General features: G+C 60.8%; 14 protein-coding genes. 4 read left to right on the top strand and 10 right to left on the bottom strand.

Annotated features, from left to right (window positions below; all coding sequences use genetic code 11):
* Positions 1-108 precede the first annotated feature (108 nt).
* Complete coding sequence (locus GJ698_RS12925; protein ID WP_154358034.1) at positions 109-873, bottom strand: sulfite exporter TauE/SafE family protein; 765 nt, start codon at positions 871-873, stop codon at positions 109-111.
* Between the two features lie 123 nt (positions 874-996).
* Here GJ698_RS12925 and GJ698_RS12920 point away from each other — a divergent pair, with 123 nt between their 5' ends.
* Positions 997-2,163 (top strand): iron-containing alcohol dehydrogenase, encoded by a 1,167-nt coding sequence (locus GJ698_RS12920; protein WP_154358033.1) that lies wholly within the window; start codon positions 997-999, stop codon positions 2,161-2,163.
* 38 nt (positions 2,164-2,201) lie between these two features.
* Here GJ698_RS12920 and GJ698_RS12915 read toward each other — a convergent pair whose 3' ends face one another.
* From GJ698_RS12915 to GJ698_RS12880, 8 genes are all read right to left on the bottom strand, one after another.
* Entirely contained in the window at positions 2,202-4,250 is a 2,049-nt protein-coding gene (locus GJ698_RS12915) for a 3-hydroxybutyrate oligomer hydrolase family protein (RefSeq protein WP_154358032.1), read from the bottom strand.
* Positions 4,251-4,257: 7 nt separating this feature from the next.
* Positions 4,258-5,232: a branched-chain amino acid ABC transporter permease gene (locus tag GJ698_RS12910; protein ID WP_154358149.1), complete on the bottom strand. Its 975-nt coding sequence runs from the start codon at positions 5,230-5,232 to the stop codon at positions 4,258-4,260.
* Positions 5,232-6,116, bottom strand: coding sequence for a branched-chain amino acid ABC transporter permease (locus tag GJ698_RS12905; RefSeq protein WP_154358031.1), 885 nt, complete (start codon positions 6,114-6,116; stop codon positions 5,232-5,234). Before GJ698_RS12905 ends, GJ698_RS12910 begins: the two co-directional genes overlap by 1 nt.
* A 67-nt stretch (positions 6,117-6,183) precedes the next feature.
* Positions 6,184-7,380: an ABC transporter substrate-binding protein gene (locus GJ698_RS12900; RefSeq protein ID WP_154358030.1), complete on the bottom strand. Its 1,197-nt coding sequence runs from the start codon at positions 7,378-7,380 to the stop codon at positions 6,184-6,186.
* A 22-nt stretch (positions 7,381-7,402) separates the two neighbouring features.
* Positions 7,403-8,110: an ABC transporter ATP-binding protein gene (locus GJ698_RS12895; RefSeq protein WP_154358029.1), complete on the bottom strand. Its 708-nt coding sequence runs from the start codon at positions 8,108-8,110 to the stop codon at positions 7,403-7,405.
* Positions 8,110-8,880, bottom strand: a complete 771-nt coding sequence (locus GJ698_RS12890) for an ABC transporter ATP-binding protein (RefSeq protein ID WP_154358028.1) — start codon at positions 8,878-8,880, stop codon at positions 8,110-8,112. Before GJ698_RS12890 ends, GJ698_RS12895 begins: the two co-directional genes overlap by 1 nt.
* Positions 8,881-8,986: 106 nt before the next feature.
* Complete coding sequence (locus GJ698_RS12885) at positions 8,987-10,597, bottom strand: GMC family oxidoreductase (RefSeq protein ID WP_154358027.1); 1,611 nt, start codon at positions 10,595-10,597, stop codon at positions 8,987-8,989.
* A gap of 15 nt (positions 10,598-10,612) precedes the next feature.
* The gene (locus tag GJ698_RS12880; RefSeq protein WP_154358026.1) at positions 10,613-11,650 is read right to left on the bottom strand and encodes an NAD(P)H-dependent flavin oxidoreductase; all 1,038 of its coding nucleotides are present in this window, start codon (positions 11,648-11,650) and stop codon (positions 10,613-10,615) included.
* A 378-nt stretch (positions 11,651-12,028) separates the two neighbouring features.
* On the opposite strand from GJ698_RS12880, the gene GJ698_RS12875 reads away from it, so the two are divergent.
* Positions 12,029-14,671, top strand: a complete 2,643-nt coding sequence (locus GJ698_RS12875; RefSeq protein ID WP_154358025.1) for a bifunctional diguanylate cyclase/phosphodiesterase — start codon at positions 12,029-12,031, stop codon at positions 14,669-14,671.
* Between the two features lie 376 nt (positions 14,672-15,047).
* Entirely contained in the window at positions 15,048-15,734 is a 687-nt protein-coding gene (locus tag GJ698_RS12870; protein ID WP_154358024.1) for a 5'-methylthioadenosine/adenosylhomocysteine nucleosidase, read from the top strand.
* Positions 15,735-15,767: 33 nt separating this feature from the next.
* Here GJ698_RS12870 and putA read toward each other — a convergent pair whose 3' ends face one another.
* Positions 15,768-19,418 carry a trifunctional transcriptional regulator/proline dehydrogenase/L-glutamate gamma-semialdehyde dehydrogenase gene (gene putA, locus GJ698_RS12865; protein ID WP_154358023.1) on the bottom strand — a complete coding sequence of 1,217 codons (3,651 nt, stop codon included), beginning with the start codon at positions 19,416-19,418 and terminating at the stop codon, positions 15,768-15,770.
* Positions 19,419-19,642: 224 nt separating this feature from the next.
* Between putA and GJ698_RS12860 the strand changes: the two genes are divergently transcribed.
* The gene (locus GJ698_RS12860) at positions 19,643-20,098 is read left to right on the top strand and encodes an Lrp/AsnC ligand binding domain-containing protein (protein WP_008443393.1); all 456 of its coding nucleotides are present in this window, start codon (positions 19,643-19,645) and stop codon (positions 20,096-20,098) included.
* Positions 20,099-20,120: the final 22 nt, after the last annotated feature.

The following is a 20,120-nucleotide window of genomic DNA, read 5'->3' as shown; positions in this document are numbered from 1 at the left end:
TTTTGGTGCTGCGACTTTTTTAGGCAAAAATATAGTTCGGATGTTCCACGTGAAACAATGAAAAAGGGACACCGAAGTGTCCCTGTCTTTGTTCCACGTGAAACAATATCACCAACGCAACCATGCATCGTGGCCAGTTTTAACGATCAGCACTGAGACCACGACCAGGAACAGTTTGCGCACAAAGCCGCTGCCGTGCTTCATAGCCATGCGCGAGCCGATCAGCGAACCGGCGATCTGGCACACCGCCATCGTCAGACCCAGCTGCCAGATCAGGTGGCCGCTGTAGCCAAACCACACCAGGCCGGCAAAGTTGCACGCCACGTTGACGATCTTGGCGACGGCCGAAGCACCGAGGAAGTCGAAGCCGAACACGCGCACAAACAGGAACACCAGGAAGCTGCCGGTGCCCGGACCGAAGAAGCCGTCGTAGAAACCGATGGCGGCGCCGACCACCAGCGCCAGCGTCTGCTCCCTGGTGCCCGAGTGGATCGGCGCGTGGACGCTGCCAAAGTCCTTCTTGGCGAAGGTGTAGATGGCCACCAGCAGCAGCACGACCGGCAGCGCGGTGCGCATGAAATCGGCCGAGACATGGGTGACGGTGAAGGCGCCAAGGAAGGCGAACACCAGCGCCGACATGGCGGCAGGCGTCGCCACCGACCAGGCAATGGTCACCCGGCGCGCATAGCTGACCGCCGCCACGCTGGTGCCGAAGATGCTGGCCAGCTTGTTGGTGCCGATGATGGTTGCCGGCGCCATGTTGGGAAACACCGTGAACATGGTGGGCAGCTGTATCAGCCCTCCTCCGCCAACCACCGCATCGACCAAACCTGCGCCAAACGCAGCAATACCTAACACCCAGAAGTCCACCATGATCCCGCCATCCCCAACGTGCAAAAGCCTCTATTGTACGGAAGAAATCTGCACTAGCTTATGCGCATCCGGCATGGCTTGGAGTAAGCTAGGTGGTGTTGTCTTTTCTGAACGGACGCCGTCATGACAGATTTCCCTGCCTTTTCTTTCAGCACCGTGGCCAACATCGTTTCCGAACTCGGCGCAGCCGGGCGGCTCGGCCACCACATTGCGCAGCGCTTTCCCGACGTTGGACGCGCCCTGCTGGTTACCGATCCCGGCTTCCTGAAGACCGGCCTGGTGGATGATCCGGTTGCCAGTTTGCGGGCGGCGGGACTGGCGGTCGAGGTGTATTCCAAGGTGGTGGCGGACCCGCCGGAGGTGGTGGTGCTGGAAGCGGTAGGCGCGGCGCGGGCGTTTCGGGCGGATATCATCATCGGGCTGGGCGGCGGCAGTTCAATGGATGTGGCGAAGCTGATTGCCGTGCTGGCCGGCAGCAGCCAGCCGATCAGCGCGATCTATGGCATCGGCAATGTGAAGGGTGCGCGGCTGCCGCTGGTGCAGATTCCGACCACGGCCGGCACCGGCTCCGAGGTGACCAATATCGCGATCGTGACGACCGGGGCTACCACAAAGATGGGCGTGGTGGCGCCGCAGCTCTATGCCGATCTGGCATTGCTGGATGCGGAACTGACGTTGGGATTGCCGGCGCAGGTAACTGCGGCCACGGGAATCGACGCCATGGTGCATGCGATTGAGGCGTACACCAGCAAGCAGAAAAAGAACCCGTTGTCGGATGTGCTGGCGCGGAAGGCGCTGCAGCTGCTGTCCACGAACCTGATTGCGGCTTGCGAGAATGGCGGGAATGTCGCCGCGCGGCAGGGCATGCTGCTGGGGGCGATGCTGGCCGGGCAGGCGTTTTCCAATGCGCCTGTGGCGGCGGTGCATGCGCTGGCGTATCCGATAGGCGGGATATTTCACGTGCCACATGGGCTGTCGAATTCGCTGGTGCTGCCGCATGTGCTGCGCTTTAATGCGCCGGAGGCGGCGGGGCTGTATGCGGAGCTGGCGGAAATTGTGGTGCCGGCGGCCACAGGTAGCGTCGAGGCGAGGGCGGAGGCGTTGGCTGTTGCGATGCAACAAATAGCGACGGTGACGGGGATTGAGCGGACCTTGCAACAGGTGGGGATCAAGGAAGAGGATCTGGATCGGTTGGCGGATGAGGCGATGCTTCAGACCCGGCTTCTCGGCAATAACCCTCGCCTCGTCATGCGCGAGGATGCCAAGGCTATCTATACTGCGGCGTTTTAATTCCCCGCACTGCGCGCAGCCGGGTTCCGCTGCGCCGCTCAATCAGGCACTGTGATTGTTGTCGCGCTTACGGTAATGGCGTTCGCCGACGTTGGGGTTGTGGCGAACGCCGGCACATTGGCAACGGTGATCGCCGTGGTATTGTCCGCCCGGGTAACCGTCCGCACCACCTGCGACGGCGGCAGCGCCGCCGAGCTGCGCAAGTTCGCCAACATCGCATCCAGCGCCCTGAACAGGTACACATGCAGCGGCACAATGTTCGCCGGCAGCGCGTTGGTGAACGAATCGAAATGGTTGGCGTTGGTGACCTCGATGTAGCGCAGCTTGCTGCCGCTCCCCTCCACCGAAGCATTCAACCCCAGGTAAGCGCGCGAAGCAAAGTTCACCGGTATCAGCGTATCGCTGCGCCCCTGCACGATAATGGCCGGCTTGCCATGCAGATTCCCGCTCGCCACCACCTCGGCCACACCGGCCTTGATGCGCGCACTCTGCGCAGCCAGCGTCCCCGTCAGCGCCACGCCAGTTACCGCATCCACACCCGTCGCCAGCGAGCGCAGACACAGGAAGCCATCCAGCGACTGATCCGCAATCCCGCTCACCGGCGACACGCCGAAGTTGTACGCCTTGGCGCCGCCCACCGAATCCTCATACACCACGTTGCCGATGATGCCGTTCTGCGTGGCAAAGCTGCTGGCCTTCTGCGCCGCCGTAAAGGCCAGCGGCACGCCAGCCGCATCGGTTTGCGCAAATGTGAAACCGCAAATCTTGTCTGTCACAGAAAACTTTCCGTAAGCGTAGGCGTAGGTGACGGCGACCAGGATATTGGTGCCGGCGTGGGCCGCTTGCAGCACATCCGAATCCGCCAGCCAGCCGTAGGCTTTCAGACGCGCCTTGGCGTCATTCTGCTGCGCCGTCAGGTCGGCGCCGCTCAACAGGCCGCGCGACACCAGCGCCGTACAGCGTCCCGGCGCCGCCGCCGTGGCGGCAATGCATGGCTGGTACAGCGCGGCAAAGGTTGAATAATCGAACAGCGCCTTGCCCTGCCCCGTCACCGCCGCCGCGCCCTGCCGCACCGTGTAACCGCTGGCAGTTTTGGGCTGGATCTGCGGCTCGGTCGCGGCGACGCCGGAGATCAGGCCCCTGCTGTCCTGCTCCGCCGCCAGCAGCGCCGAGCCAGCGCCGTTGGAGATGCTGGATGCGATGGTGATCGTGTTCTTCGGATCCAGCGCAATGACGTGGCGCGTGTTGTCCCTGGCCAGCGCGCCATACTTTTCGTTCAGCACATAGAAGGCAAACTCCACCGCCTGCAGGGTGAACTTGCCCCAGTCCTTTTCCGGATTCTGCTGCGAATGGGCATGCTTGAAGGCGACGCGTGCCGGATAGGCCGACGCAAAGGCAGCCCGCTCGGCATCGCTCAGCGCCGGCGCAAAGATGGCGTTCTTGCCGGCTGCCGTGCGCGTGGCGCGCAAGCCGTTCTGCAGGTTCACGCTGTCGTCGTCAAAGGTATAGAGGCCGGTGCCGCTGCCCTTGTCGGCATAGGCTACCGCGCAGTTGTTCTTCAGGCCCCACTCGCCGGCGCTGCCGATGGCGCCGTAAATCCCGCGCGAGCCGCTCGACGTGCCGGTGACGATGCAGGGATTTTTCACGTCGAAACCGGCCGGCACCTGCACCATCAGGGTCACGTTGTTGTCGGTGTAGGCGAGATATTCGGTGCCGGCGATCTTGCCCTCGCCCGTGCCGACGACGCTCTTGGCGTCCACATTCGGGCCATACAGCGTGCCGTAGCCGCTGTTGGCGGCGATATCCAGCACCGCGCGGTAATTGGCGTGGATGGCGTTGCGGCGCAGTTCGGCGGCGGCGGGATTGTTGGGGTCGGCATAGGCCGGTGTGGCGCCTGCCAGTCCGGTCTTGCCCAGGCCGGCGGTCAGCAGGTCGTCGCTGACGCCGTCGTAGGTTTTGCTGCTGATGTCGCCGAGATAGTTCGGCTTGAAGTTCAGATCTTCGTCGCGGTCGTGATGATGGTTGCTCGATCCGCAGGCGGCGACTGCGGCGCTGGCCAGCGCCAGAACAACGATTTTGATTTGCATAGCGTCCTCACACTGGTTTCTTCTTTCCGGCCAGCGCTATGAACTCGCCAATGATTCCGCGCCGGAACAACAGCACACAAACAATGAAGATCAGGCCAACCACCATGTTGACCGCTTCGCCTATGGTGTTAAACCACTCGATGCCGGTGACCTGGGCCAGCAGCGTGCCCCAGTCGCCCAGCTTGTTTTCCAGCGCGATGATGATGATCGCGCCCAGCATCGGCCCGGCCAGCGTGCCCATGCCGCCGACCAGCGTCATCAGGATAACCAAACCGGACATCGTCCAATGGACATCGGTCAAGGTTTCGAAGCCCAGCACCACGGTCTTGCTGGCGCCCGCCAGGCCGGCCAGCGCGGCCGACAGCACGAAGGCCAGCAGCTTGTACTTGTCGACGTCGTAACCCAGCGAAATCGCGCGCGGCTCGTTTTCCTTGATCGCCTTCAGCACCTGGCCGAACGGCGAATGCACGATGCGCACGATCAGCGCAAAAGCCAGCGCGCAGATGCCGAGCAGGACGAAGTACAGCGTGGTGTCGTTGCCGAGGTCGACCACGCCGAGGAACCTTCCACGTGGAACACCTTGCAGGCCATCCTCGCCGCCGGTGAACTCTCCTGCCCGCAGCGCGCCGAAATACACCATCTGCGCCAGCGCCAGTGTGATCATCGAAAAGTAGATGCCCTGCCGGCGGATCGCCAGCGCCCCCATCACCACGCCGATCAGCGCGCCGGCCGCCACGCCGGCCAGCAGGCCCAGCTCGAACGGCAGGCCCCAGACCTTGAGCGCATTGCCGGCGACATAGCCGGCCGCGCCGAAGAATGCCGCGTGGCCGAACGACAGCAGGCCGGTAAAGCCGATCAGCAGGTTGAAGGCGCAGGCAAACAGCGCGAAGCACAGCAGCTTGGACAGGAACACCGGGTAGCCGACAAACGGCGCCGCCACGGCGATGGCAAAGGCGATGAGATAGCCGATTTTTTTGTTCATCATTTTTCCTTGCCAAACAGGCCTGCGGGACGCAGCAGCAGCACGACCACCATCACCAGGAACACCACGGTGGACGAAAACTCGGGATAGAACACTTTGGTCAGGCCCTCGATCACGCCCAGCGCCAGACCGGTCAGGATGGAACCCATGATCGACCCCATGCCGCCGATCACCACAACGGCGAATACGACGATAATCAGGTTCTGCCCCATCAGGGGCTGCACCTGGATGATTGGAGCCGCCAGAACGCCTGCAAAGCCCGCCAAAGCGACGCCGAAGCCGTAGGTGAGCGTCACCATCAGCGGCACGTTGATGCCGAAGGCTTCCACCAGCTTGGGATTCTCGGTGCCGGCGCGCAGATAGGCGCCCAGTTTGGTCTTCTCGATGACGAACCAGGTCGACAAACACACCACCAGCGACGCCAGCACCACCCAGCCGCGATAGTTCGGCATCACCATGAAGCCGAGGTCGGTCGCGCCGGCCAGCGCTTCCGGCACCTGGAACGGCTGGCCGGAAACGCCGTAGAACGAGCGGAACACGCCTTCCACCAGCAGCGTGATGCCGAAGGTCAGCAGCAGGCCGTACAGGTGGTCCAGCTTGTACAGGTGGCGCAGCATGGTCTTCTCGATGACGACGCCAAACACGCCAACCACCAGCGGCGCCAGGACCAGCACCGCCCAGTAGTTGAGGCCAAGGTATTCGATGCCCATCCACGCCAGGAACGCGCCCATCATGTACAGCGCGCCGTGGGAAAAATTAATCACATTGAGCAGGCCGAAGATGACGGCCAGGCCGAGCGACAGCATCGCGTAGAACGAGCCGTTGACCAGGCCCAGCAGCAGCTGGCTCATTATCATGGGCAAGGGATAGCCGAAGATTTCCATGGGAATCCACAATCAGGGTATCAGGGGAAGGCAGGCGCGGCGGCGCCCACCCTGTGCAAAACTCAGCTTATTTCCACAGGCTGCACTTGGTTTCTGCCTTGGTGGCGTAGGCCTGGTCGCCCGGAATGGTGGCCACAACCTTGTAGTAATCCCATGGATATTTCGATTCCGCCGGCTTCTTCACTTCCATCAGATACATATCGTGCACCATGCGGCCGTCCGGACGGATCGTGCCGTTCTTGGCGAACATGTCGTTGATCTTGTTCGCCTTCAGGTAGGCCATCACCTTGTCCGAATCGTCGGTGCCGACCGCCTTCACCGCCTTCAGGTAGTTGGACGCGGCCGAGTAATCGGCGGCCTGCAGCATCGACGGTTCCTTCTTCATCTTGTCGAAGTAGCGCTTGGACCAGGCGCGCGTTTCGGCGTTCTGGTCCCAGTACCAGCCGTCGGTCAGATACATGCCCTGCGTCAGGTTCAGGCCCAGCGAGTGCACGTCGTTGATGAAAATCAGCAGGCCGGCCAGCTTCATCTTCTTGGTGATGCCGAATTCGTTGGCGGCCTTGATCGAGTTGATCGCATCGCCGCCGGCATTGGCCAGGCCGAGAATCTGCGCGCCCGACGACTGCGCCTGCAGCAGGAAGGACGAGAAGTCCGACGCCGACAGCGGGTGCTTGACCGAACCCATCACCTTGCCGCCGGCCGCCTTCACCACCTCCGACGTATCCTTTTCCAGCGACTGGCCGAAGGCGTAGTCCGCGGTCATGAAGTACCAGTTCTTGCCGCCCTGCTTGACGATGGCGCCGCCGGTGCCGCGCGCCAGCGCGATGGTGTCGTAAGCGTAGTGCACCGTGTACGGCGTGCACTCTTCATTGGTCAAACGGGCCGAGCCGGCGCCGATCGAGATGAAGACTTTTTTCTTTTCCGCCGCCACCTTGGCCATGGCCAGGTTGGCGCCGGAGTTGGTGCCGCCGATCAGCATGTCGACGCCCTGCTGGTCGAACCATTCGCGCGCCTTGGAGGCGGCGATGTCGGCCTTGTTCTGGTGGTCGGCCGAGATGAATTCGATCTTCTTGCCGTTGATGTTGCCGCCGGCATCGGCGATCGCCATTTTCACCGCCTCGGCGCCGCCCGCGCCGTCGATGTCGGTGTACAGGCCGGACATGTCGGTGATCAGGCCGATCTTGATGGTGTCGCCGGAAATCTGCGCCTGGGCCGAGAAGGTTGCGCAAGCGGATACTGCAAGGGCGATGGCTTTGATTTTCATTTTTTGTCTCCCTACCATGGTTTTATACACCCAAAAGCTCGGTCAACACCGGCATCTTGGCGCTCAACTCGGATGCAACAAAGGTCTCCACGATCTGCCCGTGTTCCATCACATAAAACCGGTCGGCCAGCGGCGCGGCAAACCGGAAATTCTGTTCCACCATGACGATGGTGTAGCCCTTGGATTTGAGCGTGGTGATCATCCGCGCCAGCCCCTGCACGATGACCGGCGCCAGCCCTTCGGAGATTTCATCCAGCAGCAGCAGGCGCGCACCGGTGCGCAGGATGCGCGCCACCGCCAGCATCTGCTGCTCGCCGCCCGACAGACGGGTGCCCTGGCTGTGCTTGCGCTCTTCGAGGTTGGGAAACATGGCATAGATTTCCGCCACCGACATGCCCTTGTCCGCACCGTTCAGCTGCGGCGGCAGCATCAGGTTTTCCTCGGTCGACAGCGAGGAAAAAATGCCGCGCTCCTCGGGACAATAGCCGATGCCGAGGTGGGCGATTTTGTGCGTCTGCAAGCCGATCGCTTCGGCGCCGTTGACCTTGATCGATCCCTTGCGCGCGCCGGTCAGGCCCATGATGGCGCGCAGCGTGGTGGTGCGGCCGGCGCCGTTGCGGCCCAGCAGCGTCACCACTTCGCCCGGCTGCACCGTCATGTTGACGTTGTGCAGAATGTGCGACTCGCCGTACCACGCCTGCAGGTTGGAGATGTCAAGAGCGGCCGCCATCAGTGCGCTCCTTCCAGCTCGGCGGCTTCGGTGCCCATATAGGCTTCCATCACCTGCGCGTTGGTCGACACCTCGGCATACGTGCCTTCGGCCAGCATGGCGCCGCGCTGCAGGACGGAGATCTTGTCGCAGATGCCGGACACCACCTTCATATTGTGTTCGACCATCAGGATCGTGCGGCCGGCCGAAACTTTTTTGATCAGCTCGGTGACGCGGTGCACGTCCTCATGGCCCATGCCCTGCGTCGGTTCATCGAGCAGCATCAGCTCCGGCTCCATCGCCAGCGTGGCGGCGATTTCCAAAGCGCGCTTGCGCCCGTAAGGCATGTCGACCGTGATGGTGTCGGCGAACTCGGTCAGGTCGACCTCGGCCAGCAGCTGCATGGCGCGCTCGTTGAGACGGTCCAGCGCGCGTTCGCTCTGCCAGAAAAAGAAGCTGGTGCCGAGCTGGCGCTGCAAGCCTATGCGCACATTCTGCAGCACGGTCAGGTGCGGGAAGACGGCGGAAATCTGGAACGAACGGATCACGCCCATGCGGGCGATCTGCGCCGGCCGCGCGGCGGTGATGTCATGGCCGTTGAAAAGAATCTGGCCCGAGGTCGGCACCAGGAACTTCGTCAGCAAATTGAAGCATGTGGTTTTACCTGCCCCGTTGGGGCCGATCAGCGCGTGGATGTGCCCGCGCTGCACTTTGAGATTGACGTCGTTGACCGCAGTAAAACCCTTGAATTCCTTGGTCAAATGCTTTGTTTCCAAGATAACGTCGGACATCCTGTCTCCCTGTTATTCTTTTCAAAGTACCAATTTTTTCTAGATCATACACAGTAACAAATTCGCTAACAATACAGTATAACTACCGTCGTTTTTTGATCTAAACCTATACGGCGCGGATTAGTTGTGCTGCTTTTTCAGCGATCATGATGGTGGGAGAGTTGGTGTTGCCGGAGGTGATGAACGGCATGACGGACGCATCCACAACACGCAGTCGGGCCACGCCCTTGACGCGCAGCGCGCTGTCCACCACGGCGGTGGGATCGTCGGCGCGGCCCATCTTGCAGGTGCCGACCGGGTGGAAAATCGTGGTGCCGATGGCGCCTGCCGCCTCGGCCAGTTCTTCCTCGGTGCGGTAGTGGATGCCGGGCTTGTATTCTTCCGGCGCGTACTGCTTCAGCGCCGGCGCGGCGACGATCTGGCGCGTCAATGTCAGCGCTTGCGCCGCCACCTTGCGGTCTTCCGCCGTGCTCAGATACATCGGCGAAATTTTCGGCGGCGCATAAGGATCGGCGCTGCCGATGCGCACGTGGCCGCGCGAGGTCGGCCGCAGGTTGCACACGCTGGCGGTGAACGCCTGGAAGGTGTGCAAGGGATCGCCGAATTTTTCCAGCGACAGCGGCTGCACGTGATATTGCAGGTTCGGCGTCTGCTCGCTGGCGCTGGAGCGCGCGAACGCACCCAGCTGCGACGGCGCCATCGACATCGGCCCACTCTGGAACATCGCATATTCCAGGCCGATGCGCATCTTGCCGAACCAGTTGGACGCCATCGTGTTCAAGGTGCGCGCGTTCTTGCCAAGTTTGTAGATCATGCGCAGTTGCAGGTGGTCTTGCAGGTTTTCGCCCACGCCAGGCAGGTCGACCAGCGGCGTGATGCCAAGCGCATGCAGCTGCTCCGCCGCGCCGATGCCGGAGCACTGCAAAATCTGCGGACTGCCAACGGCGCCAGCCGCCAGCAGGGTTTCCTTGTGCGCGGTGGCGCTGAAACGCGTGCCGCCGCCGGTAAAAATCACGCCCGTGCATACGCTATTTTCGATCTGCAAACGTTCCACGTGACACCCGGTCATGATGGTCAGATTCGGCCGCCGCGACGCCGGTTTCAAAAACGCCTTGGCCGTATTCCAGCGGATGCCGCGCTTTTGATTGACCTCGAAGTAGCCGCAGCCGGCGTTGTCGCCGCGATTGAAATCGTCGACCTTGTGGATACCGACCTGGTCGGCCGCATCGCGGAACGCGTCCAGTATCTGCCAGGACAAACGCTGTTTTTCCACGCGCCACAAACCGCCGGCGCCATGAAAATCGGACGCACCGCCGTGGTAGTCCTCGCTCTTTTTGAACAGCGGCAGCACAGACTCCCAGCGCCAGCTGTCGTCGCCGGTGAGCGCGGCCCAGCGATCGTAATCGCCGGCCTGGCCGCGCATGTAAATCATGCCGTTGATCGACGAGCTGCCGCCGAGCACTTTGCCGCGCGGGTACAACAGGCTGCGGCCGCCCAGGCCGGGATCGGCTTCGGTGCGGAACTTCCAGTCGGTGCGGGGATTGTCGATGCAATGCAAATAGCCGACCGGGATATGTATCCACACATAATCGTCGCGGCCGCCTGCTTCGATCAGCAGGACTTGTTTGTCTTGATCGGCGCTGAGGCGGTTGGCCAATACGCAGCCAGCCGAGCCGGCGCCGATGATGATGTAATCGTAGCTGCCTGCTGATTCCAAAAACAGTCTCCTGATTTATGTTGCGCTGATCTCCGCCAGCAAAGTTTCTATCAGTTTCGCCACCGGCATGGGCCGCGCGCGTGCAACGCCAGTGCCGCACCAGAGCGACATCAGTTCGGTCTCGCCACGCCTGGCCGCTTCCGCGCGGATCGGCGACGTTAATGCATTTTGAACGGGATACGGCGGCAGCAGATGTTCATTGACCGCCATTTCGCGCATGAAGCGGTTTTCCAGGCCGCGGGCATAGCGACCGGAAAAAGTCCGCGTCAGCCTGGTTGGATGATCGCCGGCAGTCAGCAAGCGCTGCTTGTAGGCTGCGCCGATACTCGATTCGTCGCTGACCAGGAATGCCGTGCCCATCTGCACTGCCTGGGCGCCGCCATCCAGCGCACGTTTGATATCGGCGCCGTCCATGATGCCGCCGGCGGAAATCACCGGAATATTCACCGCCGCCACCACCAGCGGCAACAGCTCGAACGTGCCCAGCCTGGCGGCTTCCTGCGGCCCGATGAAGGTGCCGCGATGGCCGCCCGACTCGACGCCGGACGCGATCACCGCATCGGCGCCCCTGCTTTCCCAGGCCAGCGCTTCATCCGCATGCGTGATCGTGCCGACGACGAAAATACCGGCGTCGTGCAGGCGCTGGATTTGCTCCACGTTGAGGATGCCAAAGGTAAAACTCGCCACGGCGGGGCGCAGCGCGATCAGCGTTTCAAACTGTGCAGCGAAATCCTCGCACCATTTGGCCGGCGTCGGCAGCTCGCTCCAGCCCAGCGACGACCAGATTGGTTTCAGCAATTCCTTGGCCCGTTCCACCTCGGCGGCGGACGGTTTCGGCGTTTCCTGGGCGAAGAAATTCAGGCAAAAAGGCCGGTCGGTGAGGGTGCGGATCTGCGCGGTCTGCTCGCGGATGGCGTCCGGCGACAGCAGGGAACAGGCCAGCGAACCCAGCGCGCCGGCATTGGACACCGCGGCGACCTGCGCTGGCGTATTGAAACCGCCAGCGGTCGGTCCCTGGATGATTGGATGCGGAAACAGTGATGCGAATGTCATCAAATCCCCTGTTTACACCTGTGGATAAGCTTATGGATATCCACAGGGGTCAAATGTGCGTAAACAAACGAACTTTAAGGACGACTTTTTTTATCCCAAAACAGTTCTTTGCTCATACACGGTTTACGCGCGGTCTTGTACAGCGCGTAAACGCCTGATTCTAATCCAAAATGATCACTTATCCACAGAAAAGTGTCGGTGTTAACAACTATCACTATTTTTATATCTACATCTTTAGAGTAAACCATAAACCTCCGATATACTGGATTTGCCAAACAAACAGCTTCAACCGGAGATGTTTTGTCCTCACCAAGCAAAAAAAACCGGTCGCCTGCATATCTGCGGTTTCGGCGACGTTTGATTACCGGCCTGTTGTCGATGGCAGCACTCGCCATTGCAGTTGTTGTCAGCCAATTCCGCAGTTCCTATCTCGAACGCGAACTCTCCGTTCAAATCCAGACCGAGCATTACGTGAAGGCCATGGAAGCCCACGTGATTTACTCGATTCAATCGGCCGATCTCTCGCTGATGAGCGTCTCGAACGCCATCAAAGTTCTGCCAGCCAGGCAAAGCAGCTCGCGCGCCACCATGGAGGAACTGCTTTCCTCGCTCGGTTCCAGTTTTGACAGCGATTACTGGATTACGTTTGTTGATCCCAAAGGCAATGCCGTTGCCACCTCGACTGGCAGCAACGTCACCGGGATTTCCTACGCCGACCGGGACTATTTCAAAGTCCACGCCAACAACGAATTCAAAGGCAAGCTCTTCATCGGCGAACCTGCCATCGGCAAACGCAGCAAGAAAAAACTGTTTTTCCTGAGTCGTCGCGTGGAAAGCGCCAAAGGCGAGTTCCTGGGTGTGGTCACCGCGCCGCTGAATGTCGACCGCTACGTCAAAGTGTTTGAAAATTCGCGCTTCAATTCGGACATCTCGATTTCGCTGATCCATGCCGGCGGCAAGGTGATTGCCCGCGTTCCCAATTTCGAACAGGCCTTCGCACGCGACCTGAGTGCCACTTCCCTGTTCGACAATGTGCGACGCGCCAGTTCAGGCACCTACAAAACCGTCAGCCTGATCGACAATGTGACCCGTGTTTTCAGCTATCACGTGCTGGATGGCCTGCCCTTGATCATCGTGGTCGGCAGCAACGACACCGAAGCCGCGCGTTTGCTGCAGCAAAATTACCTGACCGCCGGCAGTGGCCTGGCCATCTTGCTGTTGCTGATGTTCGGCGCCGGCCACTTTTCGCTGCGTACCTATTCGCGCCAGGAAGACCGCGAACTTCGCTACCGCACGCTGTACAACGCCAGCCGGGAAATGGAACGCCAGCTGCTGGCCAACGAAGAATCAATGAAGCTGGCATCGCTGCTGTTCCAGAACAGCGGCGAAGGCATGATGGTGACCGACGCAAATGGCCTGATCCTGACTGTAAATCCGGCCTTTTCCCTGCTCAGCGGCTACACCGAAAAAGAACTGATCAACCACCGCGCCTACGAACTGGCGTCCAGCCGCAATGACCGCGAATTTTTCGACCGCATTTTCGAAGCCGTCACCGACTGCGGCCACTGGAAAGGCGAGTTGTGGCATCAAAGCAAGGACGGCGAGGAATACCTGGTGTCGATGGTGATCAACACCGTCTACAACGAAAACGGAAATCCCTTCCGCTACGTGGCATTGCTCGGTGATATCACGCAGAAAAAAGCATCCGAAGAGCTGATCTGGCGCCAGGCCAATTTCGATACGCTGACCGGACTGGCGAATCGCCGCATGTTCCACGAACATCTGCGGCTGGAAATGAAGAAGACCGACCGCTCGCAGCTGCCGATGGCGCTGGTGTTTGTCGATCTGGACTACTTCAAGGAAATCAACGACACCCTGGGCCACGACAAGGGCGACATGCTGCTCAAACAAGTGGCAACCCGGCTGCTCAGTTGCGTGCGCAGCACCGATACCGTGGCCAGGCTGGGCGGCGATGAATTCACCGTCATCCTCAGCGAGCTGAACAATGCCAGCGACGTGGTCCGCATCGCCCAGGAAATCCTGAAGAAAATGAGCACGCCCTTCCATCTCGGCGACAGCGAAGACCGCCAGATTGCCCATATTTCGAGCAGCATCGGCATCACTTTGTATCCGGAAGACGGCGCCGATGCGGAAACCCTGATCAAAAACGCCGACCAGGCGATGTACACCGCCAAGCAACAGGGCCGCAACCGCTTCAATTATTTCGCCTCCTTCATGCAGGAAACCACGCGTGCGCGCATGCACCTGGTCAACGAATTGCGCGAAGCGCTACAGCACGACCAGTTGCGCATCCTGTACCAGCCGATCATCGACCTGTCGAACGGCGCCGTGGTCAAGGCGGAAGCACTGGTGCGCTGGCAACATCCGGTGCGCGGACTGCTGAATCCGGCCGAATTCCTCAACGTGGCCGAAAGCAGCGGCCTGATCATCGGCATTGGCGACTGGGTTTTCCACCAGGCAGCGCGTGAAGTGCTCAAACTCCAGGCCATCAGCTCGCCGGCATTCCAGGTGAGCGTGAACAAATCGGCCTGGCAGTTCCGCGATGACGGCAGCAATTACCGCCAATGGCTGGATTTTCTGAAGGATCTGAAGGTCAGCCCGCAAAGCATCATCGTCGAGGTCACGGAAAACCTGCTGCTGGAAGCCGCCAGCAACAACGCCGACCTGCGCCACACGCATATGCAGATTTCACTGGACGATTTCGGCTCCGGCCACTGCTCGGTGGCATTCCTGAAGCGCTTTGGCGTGGACTACATCAAGATCGCGCCGGAATTTGTCACCCAGGGTGGCGACGGACTGCTCATTTGCGAGGCAATGATCGCCATGGCGCACAAGCTGGGCATCAAAGTCATCGCCGAAGGCATAGAAACTCAACAACAACTTGCCGCTTTGACAGCCATCGGATGCGATTTCGGCCAGGGATACCTGCTCTCCCGGCCCATTTCAGGCCCGGAATTAGAGGAAAAACTACAAAAACAGTGCGAGCCTGTGAATAAGTGATTGGATATCCACAGGACGAGATGTGGCTAAGCACCACTTTTAACCACAGGCCCGTATTTTATCCAAAAACTGTTCCTGCGCTGGTACAGCGTTTATGCATGTGGTTGTTTACGCCGTAAACAAATGATTTGTAAACGTATACAGAACTTATCCACAGCTATTTGCACGTTTACTACTACCACTATGTTTATATAAACCTTTTGTAAACAACTAAAACCACAACTTCAAAAACGGCGCAGACGGAATAGGAAGCCTGTTCGCCATCTGAAAGCCCTCTACACACCAAAAAACGCCTTAAAATTCACTTTTTTTCGCTACGCGTTGTGGAAAAGACCTTGGATCTCCACAGACCACATTCAAAATTTGAAGGAAAAGTATGCGTTTAGGCATCATCAGCGCGTTGGCTGAAGAACAGCATGGGCTGCTGGAAGCCCTTCAGAGCCCTTCCAGGCACTTTCACGGCATGAGGGAGTACACGGCCGGGAAACTCTGGGAAATCGACGCTGTGTGCGTTCTATCGCGTATAGGCAAGGTTGCTGCGGCAATGACAGCGGCGATTCTTGTGGAAAAGTTCGGAGTTACCCACATCGTCTTCACCGGCGTTGCCGGAAGCGGGGATAAAAACGTCAAAGTCGGGGATATCGTGGTGGCTGACACGCTGGTTCAGCACGATTTCGATGCCAGCCCGCTGTTTCCAAGATTTGAAATTCCGCTGACCGGGCTGTCCAGCTTTGCCACCGACGTGGCCCTGACCGAGCGATTGGCTGGCGCTGCTGCGCCAATTTCGCGTGTTCATCGCGGTTTGATCGCCAGCGGTGATCAATTTATAGGCAAATTGACGCAAATTCAGGCCATCAAAACCGCATTGCCTGAATTATTGGCAGTGGAAATGGAAGGCGCAGCGGTGGCGCAAGTGTGTTTTGAGCTGGGAATTCCGTTTGCCGTGATCAGGACCATCTCCGACAACGCCAACGACGAGGCTGCCGTTGATTTCATGCATTTCATCAAAACCGTCGCTTCGCGCTACGCGTTCGATGTGATCCAGAACTTCTGCAAGGCGTAAAAAAAGCCGGGCGAACCCGGCTTTCTTCATGTTTTACGACGCTTGCAGCGTCATCAGGCTGGCGTTGCCGCCCGCAGCCGTCGTATTCACGCACAGAGCGCGCTCAGCGACCAAACGCCACAGGGGGATGCTGCTCTCCTCATTGGTGCTGATCAAGGCCACCAGCGCCCCGCTACGGGCCGCCAGGACGTTGTGCTGGCTCTTGGCCATCATCGATTCCACCAGCGCCACCTGGAACTCGCTGCTTTCCAGGTCCGGAACGGTCTGGATGCGGTCCCTGATCGCCGACGGCAGGTCGGCCGGCAGCAGATGCGCCGTCGCGCCGGTCACCAGCGCGATATTGCCGGTCGCCAGTACCGCGGCGACCTGGTTCATCAAGCCTTCCAGCGTGCCGGCCACGCAGGCGACGGCGCCACGGGACACCAGCGCCAGCGTGTTGCGTTCGCCGGTAGGCCCAGGCAAGGCCGTCACGCTGCCCAGCATGGTCGAGCGGCTGTACTGCTCCGCCAGGCTGGCAATGCGCTCATGGCCTTGCATTTTCGACCAGACCACCAGCGCATCCAGCGACGGCGAAGCCTGGCGCTCGTGCACCGGCGCGGTGATGGCGCCGCGTTGCAGACGCTTCAGGTACAGCGGACCGCCGGCTTTCGGGCCGGTGCCGGATTTGCCTTCGCCGCCGAACGGCTGCACGCCGACCACGGCGCCGACGATGTTGCGGTTGACGTAGATATTGCCCACATGTGCGCGGTTGGTGATGTAGTCGATGGTTTCATCGATGCGCGAATGCACGCCCAGCGTCAGGCCGAAGCCGCTGGCGTTGATCTGCTCGACCACTTTCGGCAGATCGGCGCGCTTGTAGCGGATCACGTGCATCACCGGGCCGAACACTTCCTGCGTCAGCTCGGCCAGCGAGCGGATCTCCAGCACGGTTGGCGGCACGAAGGTGCCGGCGCTGGTCACGTCCGCCGGCAGGTCCAGCGAGTAGTAATCCACCGCCGTCGCCTTCAGCTTGTTGATGTGGGCCAGCAGGTTGTGCTGCGCTTCGGCGTCGATCACCGGGCCGATATCGGTCACCAGGCGGTCCGGCGTGCCGACTTTCAGCTCCTGCATCGCGCCTTTCAGCATTTTGATGGTCTTGTCGGCGATATCTTCCTGCAGGAACAGCACGCGCAGCGCTGAGCAACGCTGGCCGGCGCTGTCGAAGGCCGAGGAAATCGCATCCTGCACCACCTGCTCCGGCAGCGCCGACGAATCGACGATCATCGCGTTCTGGCCGCCGGTTTCGGCGATCAGCGGGATATCGGCGTTTTCCGCCACGGCGCGCTTGGCCAGGGTGCGGTTGATCAGCTGCGCCACTTCGGTCGAGCCGGTGAAGATCACGCCCTTGACGCGGCTGTCGCCGGTCAGCGCGGCGCCGACCACTTCGCCGCGGCCCGGCAGGAATTGCAGCGCGGCACGCGGAACGCCCGCTTCGTGCAGCAGCTCGACCGCGCGGTGGGCGATCAGCGGCGTCTGCTCGGCCGGTTTGGCCAGCACCACGTTGCCGGCGGCCAGCGAGGCGGCCACCTGGCCGGTGAAGATCGCCAGCGGGAAGTTCCACGGGCTGATGCAGGTCACCGGGCCCAGCGCCAGGGTGTTGGTCGAGCCGTGCACTTCGCCGGCGTAGTAGCGCAGGAAGTCGACTGCTTCGCGGATTTCGGCGATGGCGTTCGGCAGCGATTTGCCGGCTTCGCGGATGGCCAGCGTCATCAGTTCCAGCGCGTTGGCTTCGAACAGGTCGGCGGCCTTGGTCAGGGCGGCGGCGCGCACCGACGGCTCGGTGGTCTGCCAGTCCATCGCATAGCTGCTGGCGCTGGCCAGCGCGGTTTCGACGTCGTCGGCGCTGGCTTCCACCAGTTGGCCGACGATGTCGCTGCGTTGCGCCGGGTTGCTGACGTTCTGCACCGGCTGGCCGACGCTCAGGCCGCCAGCCAGCAGTGGCGCGGCATGCCAGCTGCGCGGCGTCGCCAGCGCCTCGGCGATCTCGCGCAGCACGTTTTCGTTGGCCAGGTCGAAGCCGGCCGAGTTTTTACGGTCGCCAAACATATCCAGCGGCAAGGCGATGCCAGGATGCGGCAGGCCGCCCTGCTCGCGCGCGGCGGCGACCGGATCGCGCAGCAGCGACTCGATCGGGATCGCTTCGTCGACGATCTGGTTGACGAACGACGAGTTGGCGCCGTTTTCCAGCAGGCGGCGCACCAGGTAGGCCAGCAGCGTTTCGTGGGTGCCGACCGGCGCGTAGATGCGGCAAGCCTTGTCCAGGTTGTCCTTGCCGACCACCTGGTCGTACAGCGATTCGCCCATGCCGTGCAGGCACTGGAATTCGTAGTCGGTCACGCCGTCGCGCTTGGCCCAGGTGTAGATGGTCGACAGCGTTTGCGCGTTGTGGGTGGCAAACTGCGGGTAGATCACGTCGGTGGCGCCCAGCAGCTTCTGCGCGCACACCAGGTAGGAAACGTCGGTGTAGACCTTGCGCGTGTAGACCGGATAGCCGCTCATGCCGTCCACCTGGGCGCGCTTGATTTCCGCATCCCAGTAAGCGCCCTTGACCAGGCGCACCATGAACTTGCGGCCGCTGCGCTTGGCCAGGTCGATCAGGTAGTCGATCACGAACGGGCAGCGTTTTTGATAACCTTGCACCACGAAGCCTATGCCTTCGAAACCGGCCAGCGCCGGATCGTGCGCCAGCGCTTCCATCAGGTCCAGCGACAGTTCCAGGCGGTCGGCCTCTTCCGCATCGATGTTCAGGCCGATGTTGTACTGTTTGGCCAGCAGCACCAGGTCGCGCACGCGCGGCAGCAGTTCCTGCATCACGCGGGCGTGCTGGGCGCGGCTGTAGCGCGGGTGCAGCGCCGACAGTTTGACCGAAATGCCGGGGCCGTTGCGGATGCCGCGGCCGTTCGAGGCCTTGCCGATCGCGTGGATCGCGGTTTCGTAGGAAGCGTAGTATTTTTTGGCGTCTTCCGCCGTCAGCGCGGCCTCGCCCAGCATGTCGTAGGAGTAGCGGTAGCCGCGCGCCTCGTTGGCCTGGCCGTTCTTGATCGCCTCGTCGATGGTCTGGCCGGTGACGAACTGGTTGCCCAGCATGCGCATCGCCAGGTCCACGCCTTTGCGGATCAGCGGCTCGCCGCCCTTGGAAATCAGCTTGGTCAACGCCGAGCCGAGGCCGGTTTCGCTGTTGGTCGACACCAGTTTGCCGGTGATCAGCAGGCCCCAGGTCGCCGCGTTGACGAACAGCGACGGCGATTCGCCCAGGTGCTTGCGCCAGTCGCCCTTGCTGATTTTGTCGGCAATCAGGCGGTCGGCGGTGGCGTTGTCGGGAATACGCAACAGTGCTTCAGCCAGGCACATCAGCGCCACGCCCTCGTCCGACGACAGCGAAAACTCGTGCATCAGCGCGTCCACGCCGGACGCGCGCGTGCGTTCCGTGCGCACCGAACTGACCAGTTTATAGGCCAGTTGCTGCGCCTGCTGGAGGCTGACTTCGTCGTGATTGTTCAGCTGGCCGAGCAGCCACTGGACAGCGCTCACTTCATCCTTGCGATAGGCTGCCGTCACTGCGGCGCGCAGGGGAATCGGGTCGCGCAGGATCTCTGCCTGAAGCGCGGCGAACGGGGTAAAACCGGAGGAAACTGCTGCTTGCATTGGGGTACTCTCAGAAGATGAATTTGGGCGCCGGTCCACCTACAAAAACACGCCCGTCAGCGAAGCTGGCGAGCGTGAAAATGGATGCTACTTGCGTGGACTGCTAATGATTCGATTGTAGTGGGAAATCTTCTGGATTAATTTTGGTAATGCAGGGGGCTAGCAATAGATTGTTTTTAGTGAGACAATTTAACCAAATAATATTTATTTGGGAGTTCCCGGAAATGTTAGACAAGATCAGCAAAAAAATCTTGATGGAATTACAGAGCGATGGCCGTATCTCCAACGTGGAGCTGGCCGCGCGCGTGAATTTGTCACCCGCCGCTTGCCTGGAGCGGGTGCGCAAGTTGCACGAGTCCGGGTACATCATGGGTTACACCGCGCAACTGAACCCGCAGCTGCTCGACGTTTCCCTGCTTGTCTTTATCGAGGTGGTGCTCGATCGCACCACGCCCGAAGTGTTCGACGCCTTCAAACACAGCGTCCAGGTGATCCCGGAAGTGCTGGAGTGCCACATGGTTGCCGGCGGCTTCGACTACCTGGTCAAAGCCCGCGTCAAGGACATGGCTGCTTACCGCGAGTTCCTGGGTAAAACCCTGCTCCAGAAGGGCGTGCGCGAAACCCATACCTACGCCGTCATGGAAGAAGTTAAGAATACCACCAAGTTGCCCATAAAATAGCACCGTAGAAATAAAATTAGTG

Origin of the sequence: Duganella aquatilis, from assembly GCF_009674565.1 — a bacterium.
GTDB lineage: Bacteria > Pseudomonadota > Gammaproteobacteria > Burkholderiales > Burkholderiaceae_D > Rugamonas > Rugamonas aquatilis.
The sequence above is the reverse complement of the archived record's forward strand: the minus strand, read 5'-3'. Positions and strand labels throughout refer to the sequence as shown.